This is a genomic window from Streptomyces sp. NPDC056480, from assembly GCF_042795405.1.
Lineage (GTDB): Bacteria > Actinomycetota > Actinomycetes > Streptomycetales > Streptomycetaceae > Streptomyces.
In genome coordinates this window covers 81,439-95,599 of sequence record NZ_JBHTSA010000010.1, presented here as the reverse complement: position 1 = coordinate 95,599, position 14,161 = coordinate 81,439, and the positions used below count along the sequence as shown (strand labels likewise).

The 14,161-nt window shown below is 72.3% G+C and carries 15 protein-coding genes; 8 read left to right on the top strand and 7 right to left on the bottom strand.

Annotated features, from left to right (window positions below; translation table 11 throughout):
- Nucleotide 1: 1 nt before the first annotated feature.
- The 3 genes from ACFQ79_RS07795 to ACFQ79_RS07785 all read left to right on the top strand — a co-directional run bounded on the left by ACFQ79_RS07795 (nt 2) and on the right by ACFQ79_RS07785 (nt 2,968).
- Nucleotides 2-781: an ABC transporter permease gene (locus tag ACFQ79_RS07795; RefSeq protein ID WP_383580057.1), complete on the top strand. Its 780-nt coding sequence runs from the start codon at nt 2-4 to the stop codon at nt 779-781.
- A gap of 199 nt (nt 782-980) precedes the next feature.
- Nucleotides 981-2,135 (top strand): ATP-binding cassette domain-containing protein, encoded by a 1,155-nt coding sequence (locus ACFQ79_RS07790; RefSeq protein ID WP_383580056.1) that lies wholly within the window; start codon nt 981-983, stop codon nt 2,133-2,135.
- On the top strand, nt 2,132-2,968 hold the full coding sequence (locus ACFQ79_RS07785; RefSeq protein ID WP_383580055.1) for an ABC transporter permease: 837 nt from the start codon (nt 2,132-2,134) through the stop codon (nt 2,966-2,968). The genes ACFQ79_RS07790 and ACFQ79_RS07785 overlap by 4 nt, the downstream gene beginning before the upstream one ends.
- A 27-nt stretch (nt 2,969-2,995) precedes the next feature.
- Here ACFQ79_RS07785 and ACFQ79_RS07780 read toward each other — a convergent pair whose 3' ends face one another.
- The gene (locus ACFQ79_RS07780) at nt 2,996-3,325 is read right to left on the bottom strand and encodes an ATP/GTP-binding protein (RefSeq protein WP_383580053.1); all 330 of its coding nucleotides are present in this window, start codon (nt 3,323-3,325) and stop codon (nt 2,996-2,998) included.
- Between the two features lie 199 nt (nt 3,326-3,524).
- Between ACFQ79_RS07780 and ACFQ79_RS07775 the strand changes: the two genes are divergently transcribed.
- A complete protein-coding gene (locus ACFQ79_RS07775; protein WP_383580051.1) occupies nt 3,525-4,559 on the top strand; it encodes an LLM class flavin-dependent oxidoreductase in 1,035 nt (344 codons plus the stop codon).
- Nucleotides 4,560-4,733: 174 nt separating this feature from the next.
- On the opposite strand, the gene ACFQ79_RS07770 is transcribed toward ACFQ79_RS07775, so the two are convergent.
- The gene (locus tag ACFQ79_RS07770) at nt 4,734-5,126 is read right to left on the bottom strand and encodes an SCO5389 family protein (RefSeq protein WP_015036224.1); all 393 of its coding nucleotides are present in this window, start codon (nt 5,124-5,126) and stop codon (nt 4,734-4,736) included.
- A gap of 250 nt (nt 5,127-5,376) precedes the next feature.
- On the opposite strand from ACFQ79_RS07770, the gene nucS reads away from it, so the two are divergent.
- The gene (gene nucS, locus ACFQ79_RS07765; protein ID WP_231071679.1) at nt 5,377-6,048 is read left to right on the top strand and encodes an endonuclease NucS; all 672 of its coding nucleotides are present in this window, start codon (nt 5,377-5,379) and stop codon (nt 6,046-6,048) included.
- Nucleotides 6,049-6,149: 101 nt separating this feature from the next.
- On the opposite strand, the gene ACFQ79_RS07760 is transcribed toward nucS, so the two are convergent.
- The 4 genes from ACFQ79_RS07760 to ACFQ79_RS07745 all read right to left on the bottom strand — a co-directional run bounded on the left by ACFQ79_RS07760 (nt 6,150) and on the right by ACFQ79_RS07745 (nt 11,199).
- Nucleotides 6,150-8,828, bottom strand: a complete 2,679-nt coding sequence (locus tag ACFQ79_RS07760; RefSeq protein ID WP_383580050.1) for an ATP-binding protein — start codon at nt 8,826-8,828, stop codon at nt 6,150-6,152.
- A gap of 227 nt (nt 8,829-9,055) precedes the next feature.
- Nucleotides 9,056-9,379, bottom strand: a complete 324-nt coding sequence (locus ACFQ79_RS07755) for an STAS domain-containing protein (protein ID WP_015036221.1) — start codon at nt 9,377-9,379, stop codon at nt 9,056-9,058.
- Between the two features lie 126 nt (nt 9,380-9,505).
- Entirely contained in the window at nt 9,506-10,354 is an 849-nt protein-coding gene (locus tag ACFQ79_RS07750) for a 3-hydroxyacyl-CoA dehydrogenase family protein (protein WP_187622548.1), read from the bottom strand.
- Nucleotides 10,355-10,560: 206 nt separating this feature from the next.
- On the bottom strand, nt 10,561-11,199 hold the full coding sequence (locus ACFQ79_RS07745) for a TetR/AcrR family transcriptional regulator (protein WP_383580049.1): 639 nt from the start codon (nt 11,197-11,199) through the stop codon (nt 10,561-10,563).
- A gap of 106 nt (nt 11,200-11,305) precedes the next feature.
- On the opposite strand from ACFQ79_RS07745, the gene ACFQ79_RS07740 reads away from it, so the two are divergent.
- Genes ACFQ79_RS07740 through ACFQ79_RS07730 form a run of 3 tightly spaced genes read left to right on the top strand, consistent with a single transcriptional unit; the run spans nt 11,306 to nt 13,467 of the window.
- Entirely contained in the window at nt 11,306-12,079 is a 774-nt protein-coding gene (locus ACFQ79_RS07740; protein WP_383580048.1) for an ABC transporter ATP-binding protein, read from the top strand.
- Nucleotides 12,080-12,131: 52 nt separating this feature from the next.
- The gene (locus ACFQ79_RS07735) at nt 12,132-12,881 is read left to right on the top strand and encodes an ABC transporter permease (protein ID WP_383580047.1); all 750 of its coding nucleotides are present in this window, start codon (nt 12,132-12,134) and stop codon (nt 12,879-12,881) included.
- A 13-nt stretch (nt 12,882-12,894) separates the two neighbouring features.
- Nucleotides 12,895-13,467 (top strand): cob(I)yrinic acid a,c-diamide adenosyltransferase, encoded by a 573-nt coding sequence (locus tag ACFQ79_RS07730; protein WP_383580045.1) that lies wholly within the window; start codon nt 12,895-12,897, stop codon nt 13,465-13,467.
- Here the strand turns inward: ACFQ79_RS07730 and ACFQ79_RS07725 are convergent.
- Nucleotides 13,387-14,010: a hypothetical protein gene (locus ACFQ79_RS07725; RefSeq protein ID WP_383580044.1), complete on the bottom strand. Its 624-nt coding sequence runs from the start codon at nt 14,008-14,010 to the stop codon at nt 13,387-13,389. The genes ACFQ79_RS07730 and ACFQ79_RS07725 overlap by 81 nt on opposite strands.
- Nucleotides 14,011-14,161: the final 151 nt, after the last annotated feature.

The following is a 14,161-nucleotide window of genomic DNA, read 5'->3' as shown; positions in this document are numbered from 1 at the left end:
GATGGCAGCGGTATCCGCGGTCCTGCAGTCCGAGTGGACCAAGATCCGGACGGTGTCGTCGACCGTCTGGACGCTGGCGAGCGCCCTGATCGTCACCGTGGCGATCGGCGCGGCGCTGTCCGCCGTGTTCAACTCCACCTTCGACGACCTCAGCGAGGTCGAGCGGGCCACCTTCGACCCGACCCTGGTCAGCTTCTTCGGGATGACCCTGGGGCAGCTGGCGATGGTGGTCTTCGGCGTCCTGGTGGTGGGGACCGAGTACTCCTCGGGCATGATCCGCACCTCGCTGGCGGCCGTGCCGCAGCGCGCGACCTTCCTCTTCTCGAAGGTCACGGTGGCGGGCGGGCTCGCGTTCGCCGTGGGACTCGCGACGAGCTTCCTCTCCTTCTTCCTTGGGCAGGCACTGCTCGGCGAGCACCGGGCCTCGATCGGTGACGACAACGTGCTGCGGGCGGTGATCGGCGGCGGGCTCTACATGGGCCTCATCGCGCTGTTCTCCATGGGCGTGGCGGCGATGCTGCGCTCGTCGATGCTCTCGCTGGGCATCCTGATGCCGTTCTTCTTCCTGGTCTCGCAGATCCTGGCGGCCGTGCCGAAGGCCAAGGAGGTGGCCCGCTACTTCCCCGACCAGGCCGGATCGAAGATCATGCAGGTCGTCCCGGACGCCATGAACACGGAGGAGGCTCCGTACGGCCCGTGGGCCGGTCTGGGGATCATGGTGATCTGGGTGGTGGCCGCGCTGGCCGGCGGCTACCTGGTGCTGAAGAAGCGGGACGCCTGAGGGCTCGCGGGTTCGGGCCTCAGGGCCCCAGGGGCCCCCTAGGGGGCCCCTGACGTTCCCCCGATGACCGCCCGGAGGCCGTATCCATTTCGCCGGAACCGTCAATGGCTGGATAAGCTCCTAGCTCATACGGGGGGCTCCGGCCGACGGCCGCCACGCCCCGACCATGGTGCGACCGACCTGTCGATGGGGCTGGAGAATGATCGAGGCAGTCGGCCTGACGAAGCGCTACGGCGCCAAGACGGCCGTGTACAACCTTTCCTTCCAGGTGAGGCCCGGTGTCGTCACCGGGTTCCTGGGGCCCAACGGGTCCGGCAAGTCGACCACGATGCGCATGATCCTGGGTCTCGACCAGCCGTCCGCGGGCCATGTCACGATCGGCGGCCACCCCTTCCGGCAGCTGCCGAACGCGCCCCGTCAGGTCGGCGCGCTCCTCGACGCGAAGGCCGTGCACGGCGGGCGGAGCGCGCGCAGCCATCTGCTGTCGCTCGCGCAGCTCGCCGGCATCCCGGCGCAGCGCGTCGACGAGGTCCTCGGGGTCGTCGGCCTCCAGGACGTGGCCAAGCGGCGTTCCAAGGGCTTCTCGCTCGGCATGGGCCAGCGGCTCGGCATCGCGGCGGCGCTCCTGGGCGACCCGCAGGTGCTGCTCTTCGACGAGCCGGTCAACGGCCTGGACCCGGAGGGCATCCTCTGGGTCCGCAACCTGATGAAGAAGCTGGCCGCCGAGGGGCGGACGGTCTTCGTCTCCAGCCACCTCATGAGCGAGATGGCCCTCACCGCCGACCATCTGATCGTGATCGGCCGCGGGCAGCTGCTCGCGGACATGAGCGTCACGGACTTCATCTCGGCGAACTCCGCCGACTTCGCCCGGGTCCGGACCCCGCAGACCGATCCGGGTCAGCGGGAGAAGCTGACGGCGGCCCTCATGGAGGCCGGCGGCCAGGTGATGTCGGAGCCGGACGGCGCGCTGCGGGTGACGGGCCTGCCGCTGCCGCGGATCAGCGACCTCGCGCACGACGCGGACGTACGGCTCTGGGAGCTGTCCCCGCACCAGGCCTCCCTCGAGGAGGCGTACATGCGGCTGACGCAGGGCGCGGTGGACTACCGCTCCACCGACGACCGGCTCGCGCACCTCCAGCCGCCGCAGCAGCCCGGCCACCACGGGTACGGCATGCCGCCGCAGCCGGTGGTGCAGGACGTGCCGCAGCAGGGTTGGTACGCCCCGCCGCCGCCCGGACAGAACCCGTACGCGGGGGCTCCCGGCCAGGCTCCCGCGCCGGGCCCGTACGCCCCTCCGGCCGCCCCGCAGCAGGCCGCCCCTCAGCCGAGCGACACCACCAAGGACGCCCGATGACCGCCCCCGCCCAGCACCACGCTCCGGCGCCGCACTCCTATGTCTCCCCCATCCCGGTCCGCAGGGCGACCCTCGGTGACGCCCTCGCCTCCGAGTGGACGAAGATCCGCTCGGTGCGTTCGACGCTGTGGACGCTCGGCGTCATGATCCTGCTGATGCTGCTCATCGGCCTGGGGGTGGCGGCGATCGCCGCGAACTCCGAGGCCCCGATGGGCGACGAGTCCGCGCTCGGCTTCGGCTTCTTCGGGATGCTGCCGGCCTCGATCTGCGTGATCACCCTCGGCGTGCTGACCATCGCCTCCGAGTACGGCACCGGCATGATCCGTACGACCCTGACGGCCTGCCCGAGCCGGGCCCGGGTGCTCACGGCGAAGGCGATCGTCTTCTTCCTGCTCGTCTTCACGGTGACGACGGTGGTCGCCGCGCTCGTGGGGGCGGGGCAGGTGGCCCTGGTGGACACGGCGGACGCCCCGACGGCGGGCGAGTGGCTGCGGGCGACGGTCGGCGCGGGCGCCTACCTCGCGATGCTCGGGCTGCTCTCGCTGGCGCTCGGCACGCTGATCCGGCACTCGGCCGGTGCGATCACGGTGATGATCGGTCTGCTGCTGCTGCCGCTGGTGGCGGCCATGTTCATGTTCTCCGAGGCGCTGAAGTCGGTCCAGGAGTGGCTGTTCACGTACGCGATCCCCTCGCAGATGATCGCGCTGTACGCCGCGCAGCCGCCGTTCGGTGACAAGGGCCCCGCGGGCTGGGAGCCGCTGCTGATCATGACCGGGGTCGCCGGGGTCGCGCTGGCCGGCGCGTACGCCCTGCTGAACAGCCGGGACGTGTAGCCCGGGTCCGCGGCCCGGCTTCCCGGCTCAGTACTTCGGCGCGTTCCTGGACCGCTGCACCCTGCTGGTGCGGCGGTCCTTCGCGTTCCAGCAGGCCTTGTGCCAGTGCCGCCGGTCGTCCACTCCCCCGTACTCCGGCCAGGCGACCACGTGCGGGGCGCCGGGCGGGATCTCCTGGTCGCAGCCGGGGCAGCGGTAGCGCTTGCCGGGTGCGCTCGCCCCGGCGACGAGGCGGACGTACCACTCCTCGCCCTGCCAGGTCTCGGTGCGCTGCACGCCGCCGTACCGGTCGCCGTTGTCGCCCTGCTGCTGCTCGGGCTTCTCGCCGCCTCGGGAACGGTTGTGGCGCGGGGACACGGGCACACCTCACGGGGTCTGGGAACACGGACCGTTCCCTCAAGCCTACGGGCCGCGATGCGGTGCCCCGGGCCCCGTCCGCGACGGCTTAGCCGAAAATCGCAAGAACTTCATGAACGGCCGTTGCCTTTGGCACGTGTCAGACGTTGGTGCCAGTGCGAGGGGAGTTACGCGTCGGCCGCAGAGGAGGCACAAGGCGATGCGCGTGGGTACGTTCGTTCTGGCAGCCCAGTTCCCGGGTCAGGGACAGGGTGAGGCCCTGCACCGGGCGGTCCGGACCGCGGAGGTCGCCGAGGAGGCGGGCCTCGACTCGGTCTGGCTGGCCGAGCACCACTTCGTGCCGTACGGGGTCTGTCCCTCGGCCGTGACACTGGCCGCGCTGCTCCTGGGCCGCACACGACGACTGCGGGTGGGCACGGCGGTGAGCGTACTGCCGAACGTCCACCCGGTCGCCCTGGGCGAGCAGGCGGCGCTGCTGCACCTCACCTCGGGCGGCAGGTTCACCCTCGGGGTGGGCCGGGGCGGACCCTGGGTCGACCTGGAGGTCTTCGGCGCCGGCCTCGGGGCGTACGAGAAGGACTTCCCCGAATCGCTCGACCTGCTGCTGCGCTGGCTCTCCGAGCCCCGCGTGGGCGCCGAGGGAGAACGATTCGCCTTCCGCGAGGTGCCGGTGGTGCCCCGCCCCGACGAGCTGATCGGCGGGGACCCGGCCCCGGAGGTCGTGGTGGCCTGCACCTCGCCGAAGAGCGTGCGGCTTGCGGCCGAGCGCGGACTGCCGATGCTGCTCGGGATGCACTGCGGCGACGAGGAGAAGGCCGAGATGGTCACGGCCTGGGCGCGCTGCGCGCGGGAGGCCGGGCGCGACCCCGACGAGATCGCGCGGATCGGGTCCCACCACGTGTCGGCGGGCGTGGCCCAGCTCGCGGACCGGGGCGCGGACGCGGCCGAGGCGCTGGTGAAGGCGATGCCGGGCTGGCTGAAGCAGGGCCTCGACGCGCATGTGACGGTCGACGGCCGGCACCGGGCGATGCGGGACCCCGTGGCGTACACGGAGCTGCTGTGCGGGCTGCACCCGGTGGGCACGCCCCGGCGCGCGGCGGACCGGCTGGCGGCGACGGCGGAGCGCACGGGCATCACCCGCTTCGCCCTCCTCGCCGAGGGCACGGGCGACCTCGCGTCGACCGAGGAGAACGTGCGGCGGCTCGGCGCGGAGGTCCTGCCGCTGCTCGTCTGACCGTACGGACGGATGTGCGCACCGTACGGACCGAAGGGGGAACCGTACGGGCCGAGGGGCGGACCGTACGCACTCAGGGCGGGGCTGTGCTGCCGCTCCGGCATCTCCGCGCGGCGATGCGCGTCGACACGCATCGATCGCGTCTCCCGCGATGCGGAGCGGCAGCACCACGTCTCAGCAGTCGCGCAGTTCCGGCGACTGGTTCAGCAGCTGCCCCCGTACGGACGTGAAGCGGGCGAGCCGCTCGTCCACCGACGGGTCCAGCGGGAAGACCGCCACCCGGTGGCAGTTCTGGAAGGCGAGACGCACCCCGAAATGCCGCTGCAGCGCACCACGAATGGCATCGCTCGCGAGCGCGCGCAGCAGCTGACCACGTGCCTGCTCATTCGGCGGCGGCGTCTGGTTGTCGGCGAACTCTCCGCCGTCGACCTTCAGCTGAGCCACCAGAGAACTGATCATCTCCCATGCGTAGGGCAGGGAGGTCCGGACGCAGTCGACGAAGTCGGCTTCGTCGACCTCGCCTCGCTCGGCCTGTTCCAACAGTGCCGGTGAGACGTCGAGCGACATGGGTTCTCCTCTCGCGACCCCGCGGACGGGGTCTTGCGGGCAGGGGCGAAGGCCGGGCCGCCCGCCACGCAGCGTGCACGGACGACGACCTCCAGCTTCCACGGTAAGCGCGCAGTCCTGCACGCACCAGGAGATGGGGAACACAACCGGCTGATAACCGACGGGTGTTCGGCTCAGGATCATGCCCGGAGGGGGTCCGGGTGATGCCCGAATCGCGCGGAAGAGCGCCCGTCTTGTAGCGTTGGCGACCATGCGTCTCGTCATTGCCCGTTGCTCCGTGGACTACGCGGGCCGGCTCACGGCCCACCTGCCCTCCGCGCCCCGTCTGATCCTCATCAAGGCAGACGGCAGTGTCTCCATCCACGCGGACGACCGGGCGTACAAACCGCTCAACTGGATGTCCCCGCCCTGCACCCTCAAGGAGGGTGCCGACGGCGAGGCGGGCGTCTGGACCGTGATCAACAAAGCGGGCGAGAAACTGATCATCACGATGGAGGAGATCCTCCACGACTCCTCGCACGAACTGGGTGTGGACCCGGGTCTCATCAAGGACGGCGTCGAGGCGCACCTCCAGGAGCTGCTCGCCGACCGCATCGAGACCCTCGGCGAGGGCTACACCCTGATCCGCCGCGAGTACCCGACCGCGATCGGCCCGGTGGACATCCTCTGCCGCGACTCGGACGGCGCGACGGTCGCGGTCGAGATCAAGCGGCGCGGCGAGATCGACGGCGTCGAGCAGCTGACCCGCTATCTGGAGCTGCTCAACCGCGATCCGCACCTCGCTCCGGTGCGGGGCGTCTTCGCGGCGCAGGAGATCAAGCCGCAGGCCCGGGTCCTCGCGACGGACCGCGGCATCGGCTGCGTGGTCCTGGACTACGACGCGATGCGGGGCATCGAGGACGACAAGCTGCGGCTGTTCTGACGGACGGCGGTGGCGGTACGGGGACGGCCCCGGGTGCGGTGAACGCGCCCGGGGCCGTCCCCGTCTCCGTACGTACGTGCTCTCCGGCTCCGTGAAGCCCGTCAGGCGGGCGTCTGGGAGCCGGTGGCGTCGCCGGCGGCGGGCGGGCCGCCGAGGGACGAGGACGCGGAGTTGCTGGGGCTGTTCTCCTCCCCCGGCGGAACCGTCGTCGGCGGGGTCGTCGTCGCCGGCGGCGTCGTGGTCGGCGGGGTCGTCGACGGCGGGGTGGTGGTGGGAGGTGTCGGCGGCGTCATGGTCGGCGGCTTCGGGCTCGACGGCCTGGTCGTCGTCGGACGCGTGGTCGGGTTCGTCGGCGGGGCCGTCGTCCTCGTGGGCGGCGTGGTCGTCGACGGGCTGTCCGAGGACGACGGGGTGCCCGAGGTGTCCGGGGTGCCCGAGCTCGACGGGTCCGTCGGGCCCGACGGGGAGGTGCTCCCGGAGCCGGAGGGGCTCGGGGAGCCGGAGCGGGTGGCCTCGCCGGTCCTGCCGGGCTCGCCCGTCTCGCCCTCGGCCGGCTGCTCCTCGCCGTCGATGCCGTCGTCGGTGGTGTCGTCGGTGGCCGTGCTGTCGGAGGTGACGTGGTTGGTGGCCGGGTCCTCGCCGTTGCCGGAGGTGGCGCCGAGGGTCACGACGGTGCCGAGGACGGCGACGAGCAGCGCGCCCGCGCCGACCGCGGCGAGGTTGCGCCGCGCGCCGTTGATGATGCCGCCCTTGAGGTTCGGGCGGCCGGTGCCCTTCTCGGTGTCGGGGCGGGTGATGAGCGTCGGGCCCTCGTCGGCGAAGTCGGGGAACGCCGGCATCGAGGACTGCGCCGGGCTGCGCCCGGGTCCGCCGGACAGCGGGGTCCGGCCCACGGCTGCCACGGCTCCGGCCGGCGGCGTCGGGAAGGGCTCGGGGGCCGGTCTGCGGCCGGGGCCTCGCAGGGAGGGAATGCCGCGGGGCGGCGAGACGGGCTCCTCGGCGCGGGTCGCGGCCTGGGCGGCGTGCTCTCCGGAGAGGTCGGCGACCAGGGCGAGCGCCCGCCGTCCCGCGACGGTGCCGCGCTTGTCGGCGAGCACGCCGCGCATGCCGATGGAGGCCTCCAGCTCGGCGCGGGCCCGTTCCAGGTGTCCGGCGCACAGGGCGAGGACCCCGAGCTCGTGGTGGAAGTAGGCCTCCTCGGCGACCTCGCCGGTGAGCCGGGCGGCCTCCTGGCCGGCGCGCAGGGCCCGCTCCCAGGCGCCCCAGTGCAGTCCCGCGGCGAAGGCGGGGGCGGCGGCACGGGCGAGCAGGACGGCGGTGGCGCGGTGCTCGGCCTCCGTGTCGGGGTCGCCTCCGGTGCCCGCGACGAGGACGGACAGGGCGGCGAGGAGGGCGTCGGACTCGGCGGCGGCCCGCTCGGGGGTGACGGAGGGGTGCGCGGCCCACCAGGCGTAGTGCTGGGCGACGGTGTGGGCGCGGTCGGCTCCCTCGGCCTCGTATCCCTGGGCGAGGAGCTGGGTGAGGACACCGGCGGCCAGCCGGTAGCGGGGGCCGACCGGGGAGAGCAGGCCGCAGGCGCGCAGTTCACCGAGGGCGGCGTCCGCGTGGGTGTCGCCGACCAGGGCCGGCAGATGGGCCTGGTGCGGGACCTCGCCGCCGAGGGCGACGGCGAAGCGCAGCGCCGTCTGGGCGGAGCGGCTGAGGCGGGAGGCGAGCAGCGCGGCGGGGGCGGCGCCCTCGCCGAGGCTGGGCAGGGGTATCTCGCGCAGTTCGACGTCGGGGTCGTCGACTCCGTCGAAGGCCGCCGCGGCGGCGACCGCGGCCGCTTCGGGGTCGGTCGGGCCGAAGGCCTCCTCGAGGGCCCCGAAGGCGTCGAACTCGGCGGGGGTGACGCGGAGCCGGTCGCGCTGGCGGAGCAGGGCGCCGGCCTGGACGAAGCGGAGCGGCAGGCCCTCGGACTCGAACCACAGGTCGCCGGCCCAGTTGGCCTCGTCGTCGGTGAGGGTGCGGCCGACGGCGCTCTCCAGGAGCTTGAGCGCGGCGCCGCGGCCGAGTCCTGCGAGGTGGATGTCCTCGACGTGGGCGTCGGCCGAGGGGGCGGGGGTGTCGGGTCCCGCGGCGAGCAGGAAGGCGCACTCGGGGGCGGCGGCGAGGAACTCGTCGAGGGCGGCGCCGCCGAACTCCAGGTCGTCGACGACCACGACGGCGCCGATCTCGCGGAGCCGGTCGTGGAGCACGGTGCGGCCGGGCCGGTGGTCGGGGGCGTACCGGACGGCGGCGAACAGCTCGTGGAGGAGTTCGGCCGGGGTGCGGTGGTGGCCGGAGAGCCGGACGACTCCGTCGGGCGCGAGGTCGGCGCAGTCGGCGGCGACCGCGTCGAGGAGGGCGGTGCGACCGGATCCGGCGGGGCCGCTCAGGCGGGCGGAGCGGCCGCGGCCGAGGATGCCGACGAGGCGCTCGCGCTGCTCCTGGCGTTCGAGGAGGGGCAGCTCGGGGGCGGCCGGGCCGGGAGGTACGGGCGGGGCGCCGGCGCGGGCGGCCTCGGCGCGCTCCTCGGCGGTGCGGGGGCGGGGGGCGGCGGGTTCGTGGCCGGGCGGGCAGGGTTCGATCTCGCTGCCGTCGACGGGGTTGACGGTGACGAGCAGGTCGCCGGAGACGAGCCGGACGACGCGGGCACGCGCGGGTGCGGGGGCCGGGGCGGGGGTGCCGCGTCCCTGGCGGGCGTCGTCGCCCTCGCCGTCGTGTCCGTACTCCTCCGGCCCCGGGTTGATCGGGTCCATGGTCCAAGCCCCCAAGAAGCGGTGTCCGGTGCCCGCCGGGTGGGTCCGTCAATGTGCAGGCGACCGAACCCTAGACCGTGGTCAGGCGCTCGGGAACAGGTGGGGTGCCCAGGAGACCCAGTCGTCACGGTCTTGTGAGGATTGAGCGTGACGCCTGGTTCACACAGCTGCTTCACACGCGTGCCACCGCGGGTTGTCCCGCACCGGGTCGCCTCCGCTCCGGGTGGTCACACCCGGGGCAGGGACTCCAGCGCGAGGCCGCCCTCGATGGCGAGGATGCGGTGCAGCTTGGTGGCGACGAGCAGCCGCTGCATCTGGGGCGGCACCCCGCGCAGGACGAGCCTTCGGCCGCAGCGGCCCGCACGCCGGTGGGCGCCCATGATGACGCCGAGTCCGGTCGCGTCCCAGGAGTCGAGGCCGGTCAGGTCGAGCACCAGGTCGCCGACGCCGTCGTCGACGGCCGAGTGCAGGACCGTACGGGCGTCCGCCGCGCTCCGGACGTCGAGGCGGCCCCCGACGACCAGCTCGACATGGTCGCCCCTGATGTGCATATGCGCTCCCCGAGAGTGCTCCGTCTTCGCAACAACTGACTGCCGCACCGGCAGATACGTTGCGCCTTGTCAGCGAACCGATACCGAAATTCACCCCACGGGGTGAGGCGGGGTGGCGGGTACGGCTCAGTACTTGTAGAAGCCCTGCCCGCTCTTGCGGCCGATGTCACCCGCGTCCACCATCCGGCGCATCAGTTCGGGCACCGCGAACTTCTCGTCCTGGGACTCGGTGTAGATGTTGTTGGCCGCGTTGACCAGGATGTCGATGCCGGTGAGGTCGGCGGTGGCGAGCGGGCCCATGGCGTGGCCGAAGCCGAGCTTGCAGGCGATGTCGATGTCCTCGGCGGTCGCGACGCCGGACTCCTGGAGCTTGGCCGCCTCGACGACGAGGGCCGAGATGAGGCGGGTGGTGACGAAGCCGGCCACGTCGCGGTTGACCACGATGCAGGTCTTGCCGACGGACTCGGCGAACTCCCGCGCGGTGGCGAGGGTCTCGTCGCTGGTCTTGTAGCCGCGGACGAGCTCGACGAGCTGCATCATCGGGACCGGCGAGAAGAAGTGGACGCCGACGACGGACTCGGGGCGCTCGGTCACCGCGGCGATCTTGGTGATCGGGATCGCGGAGGTGTTGGAGGCGAGGACCGCGCCGTCCTTGGCGATCTTGTCGAGCGAGCGGAAGATCTCGTGCTTGACGTCGAGGTTCTCGAAGACGGCCTCGACGACGATGTCGGCGTCGGCGACGGCCTCGAGCTCGGTGGTGGCGGTGATGCGGCCGAGCGCGGCCTCGGCGTCGGCGGCGTCCAGCCTGCCCTTCGCGACGAAGCGGTCGTACGACGCCTTGATGCCGTCGGTGCCCCGGGTGAGGGCGGCGTCGGTGACGTCACGCAGGACGACGTCCCAGCCCGCCTGTGCCGAGACCTGTGCGATGCCGGATCCCATGAGTCCGGCCCCGATGACGGCGAGCTTCCTGGCCACGATGTTCCACCCCTTAACGCCTGTTCACTTCTGGCTCTCCGGCGGAGATTAGCGGTCGGGAGCCGTCATGTGACCGTGAAGTAATGCGCGTCACGCCCTGTTTGACGGACGTCACACTCGCAGCACCCCGTTCGGGCGCCTCCGCGGTCGCGACATACCCTCGGGGGGTAGGCCCTGCGGGGCGGCGGTCGGGCAGGCGGGGCCCGTCAGCCCTCCCGTACCGCGTAGTTCAGCACCTTCTCGCTCAGCAGCTCCTCGATCTCGTCGAGGAGGACGAGCGCCTCGCGGGAGACGGCGGTCGCCCTGCCCCCGTCGGTCATCGCGCGGGTGATGTAGCCGACGACGGTGTTCTCGATCCAGGCGAGCTGGCCGCCGACGAGCAGCGGCAGCGGGTCCTCGGCGGTGGCGCCGGTCTCCTCGCGGAGGGTGGTGACGACGGCGTCGTGGACCTGCTGCTGGACGTGGAACAGCCGGGCCTTGAGGGTCGGGGCGTGCTCGATGACGTTCATGAAGGCGTCGAAGCCGTCCATGAGCCCGTACGCGGGTGACACGGCCCCGATGTCCTGGCGGAGTTCGCGCAGGACGGCCCGCGCGGCGGACTCCCCGCGGTCGCGGCCGCGGATCGCGCGGGCGAGGCGCTGGGTGACGCCGTCCATCCGGTCGAGGAAGAGGTCCTCCTTGGCCGGGAAGTAGTTGTACACCGTGTTGACGGAGACGTCCGCCGCCTCGGCGACGTCCGCGACGGTCACGTGGACGAAGCCGTGCTCCAGGAAGAGCCCGGTCGCGATGTCCGAGATCCGCTGCTTCGTCTCGCGCTTCTTGCGTTCCCTGAGTCCCTCGGCCATGCCGCTCATCCTAGGCTCCCTGAAATCTTAGACCCTCCCCAACTTTGCTGGCTCTGAATTTTTGGAGGCATTGCAAAATTCCAGTGACTCTGTTTTCGTGGTCGCCATGCCCATCATCAGCACGGCCGGGCTCGCCCGGACCTTCACGACCAGGAGCGGCCCCGTGGAGGCCGTCCGCGGAATCGACCTCACCGTCCGGCCCGGCGAGATCCTCGGACTGCTCGGCCCGAACGGCGCCGGCAAGACCACCACGCTCCGGATGCTCACCACCCTCCTGCCGCCCACCGGCGGCGCCGCCACCGTCGCCGGCCACGACCTCGTACGGGACCCCGCCGCCGTCCGCCGCCGCATCGGGTACGTCGCCCAGTCCGGCGGCCTCGACCCGCAGGAGACCGTCCGCTCCGAGCTCGTCACCCAGGGCCGGCTCTACGGCATGAACCGGGCCCGCGCGACGGCCCGCGCCGAGGAACTCGCGGAGGACCTCGGCCTCACCGAGCTCCTCGACCGCAGGACCCCGGCGCTCTCCGGCGGCCAGCGCCGCCGGCTCGACCTCGCCATGGGGCTCACCCACCGGCCGGAGATCCTCTTCCTCGACGAGCCGACGACCGGCCTCGACCCCGGCAGCCGCGCCGACCTGTGGGCGCTGGTGCGGCGGCTGCGCGACGAACACGGCACCACCGTGGTCCTCACCACCCACTACCTGGACGAGGCCGACTCCCTCGCCGACCGGCTGGTCGTCGTCGACCGGGGAACGGTCGTCGCCGAGGACTCCCCCGCCGGCCTCAAGGCAGCCCACGGCGCCGCCACCCTCCAGGACGCGTTCCTCGCCGTCACCGGGCGCGGCCCCGCCCCCGCCGACACGACTCCCGCAGCCGTCTAGATCCCGTAGCCGTCCAGGACCTCCCGGTCCCCTCACGTCCTCAGGACATCCGATGCTTCTCCGCGACACCGCGCTCCTCTTCGGGCGCTATGCCCGCCAGACCCTGCGCTCCCCGTTCCAGATCTTCTTCGGCGCCCTGATGCCGCTGCTCTACCTGCTGCTCTTCGGGCCGCTGCTCACCGGACTGCCACTCGGCGGCGAGGGCGACTCCTGGCAGGTCCTCGTCCCCGGGCTCCTGCTCCAACTGGGGCTCTTCGGCGCCTCGTTCGCCGGCTTCTCGATCATCATGGAGAAGAACTGGGGCGTGTTCGACCGGATGCGGGTCACCCCGGTGAGCCGGCTCGCCCTGCTGCTCGGCCGGGTCCTGCGGGACGCCGCCCTCTTCGTCTTCCAGGCGGTGCTGCTGGTCCTGGTCGCCCTGCCGATGGGCCTCAGGGCGCCGCTCGCCGGCATCCTGATCGGCTTCGGCTTCGTCGCGCTCCTTTCGGTGGCGCTGGCCTCCCTCTCGTACGCGCTCGCCCTCAAGCTGCGCACCCCGCAGGAGTTCGGACCCGCGGTCAACACGCTCGCGATGCCGGCGATGCTGCTGTCGGGCCTGATGCTGCCGATGACCCTCGCCCCCGGCTGGCTGGACGTCCTCTCGCGCCTGATGCCGTTCCGCCATCTGGTGGACGCGGTCCGGGAGGCGTACATCGGGCACTACACGACACCGACGCTGCTGTACGGGGTGCTCGTCGCCCTCGGGGTCGCGGCGCTCGCCGTGACGGTCGGCACACGGACGTTCCAGAAGGCCATCGCCTAACTAGGCTGGTCCCATGGTCAATCTGACGCGCATCTACACCCGTACCGGCGACCAGGGCACCACGGCGCTCGGCGACATGAGCAGGACCGCCAAGACGGATCTGCGGATCTCGGCCTACGCCGACGCCAACGAGGCCAACGCCGCCATCGGTACGGCGATCGCCCTCGGGCAGCTCGACGCGGAGGTCGTGAAGGTCCTCGTCCGCGTGCAGAACGACCTGTTCGACGTGGGCGCGGACCTCTGCACCCCGGTGGTCGAGGACCCGAAGTACCCGCCGCTGCGGGTCGAGCAGTCGTACGTCGACAAGCTGGAGGCCGACTGCGACCTCTTCCTCGAGCAGCTCGACAAGCTGCGCTCCTTCATCCTGCCGGGCGGCACGCCCGGGGCAGCGCTGCTGCACCAGGCGTGCACGGTGGTCCGGCGGGCGGAGCGCTCCACCTGGGCGGCCCTCGAGGTGCACGGCGAGACGATGAACACCCTCACCGCCACGTACCTCAACCGCCTCTCAGACCTGCTCTTCATCCTTGCCCGGACGGCGAACAAGGAGGTCGGGGACGTGCTCTGGGTCCCGGGCGGGGACCGCTGAGGCCGCTCCCTCCGGGGCCTTCCTCGGCCAGATCGCATAGCTGAGCGCGATCAGGCCGTGGATGCCCGCCGCCCGCCAGGCGACGAAGATCCAGCCGTAGAGGCTGTCGGTGTTCCCCTCGTCGCCGACGTACAGGGCGGCCAGGAGCAGCAGCGCCGAGGCGACGGCCGCCGCCGTGACCGAGCCCAGCCAGACCTTGCCCTCGTGGCGGGCGCGGGCCATCCCGTACTGCGGGGGCTTCGGGGGCCGGGGAGCGCCGCCGAAGCGGTGGGCGGCGTGGCCGTCGAGCCACTTCACGGTGCGGTGGCCGTGCCCGACGGTGTAGCCGATGTAGAGGGCGGCGAGACCGTGCTTCCAGCTGGGGTCGGCGCCGTTCTTCAGATCGATCGCGGTGGCGACCAGGAGGAGCACCTCCAGGAGCGGCTCGCAGAGCAGCAGCGCGATACCCGTCCGGGGCATCTTCAGGAGGTAGCGGGCGGCGAGGCCGGCGGCCAGCAGGACCCAGAACCCGACCTCGCAGACGACGATCAGCGTGACGATCACGACGGTTCCCCTTTCGGTACCCCCTCAGCGTCCCCCGGCGGACCGCCCGGATCGTCGTCGCCGATGACGAAGTGCGCCTACATCCTTCGATGGAGGAGCGGATCGGCCCGGACGGCGAGGCCCGGGGTCCGCGGGCCGTGTTGGATGGGGA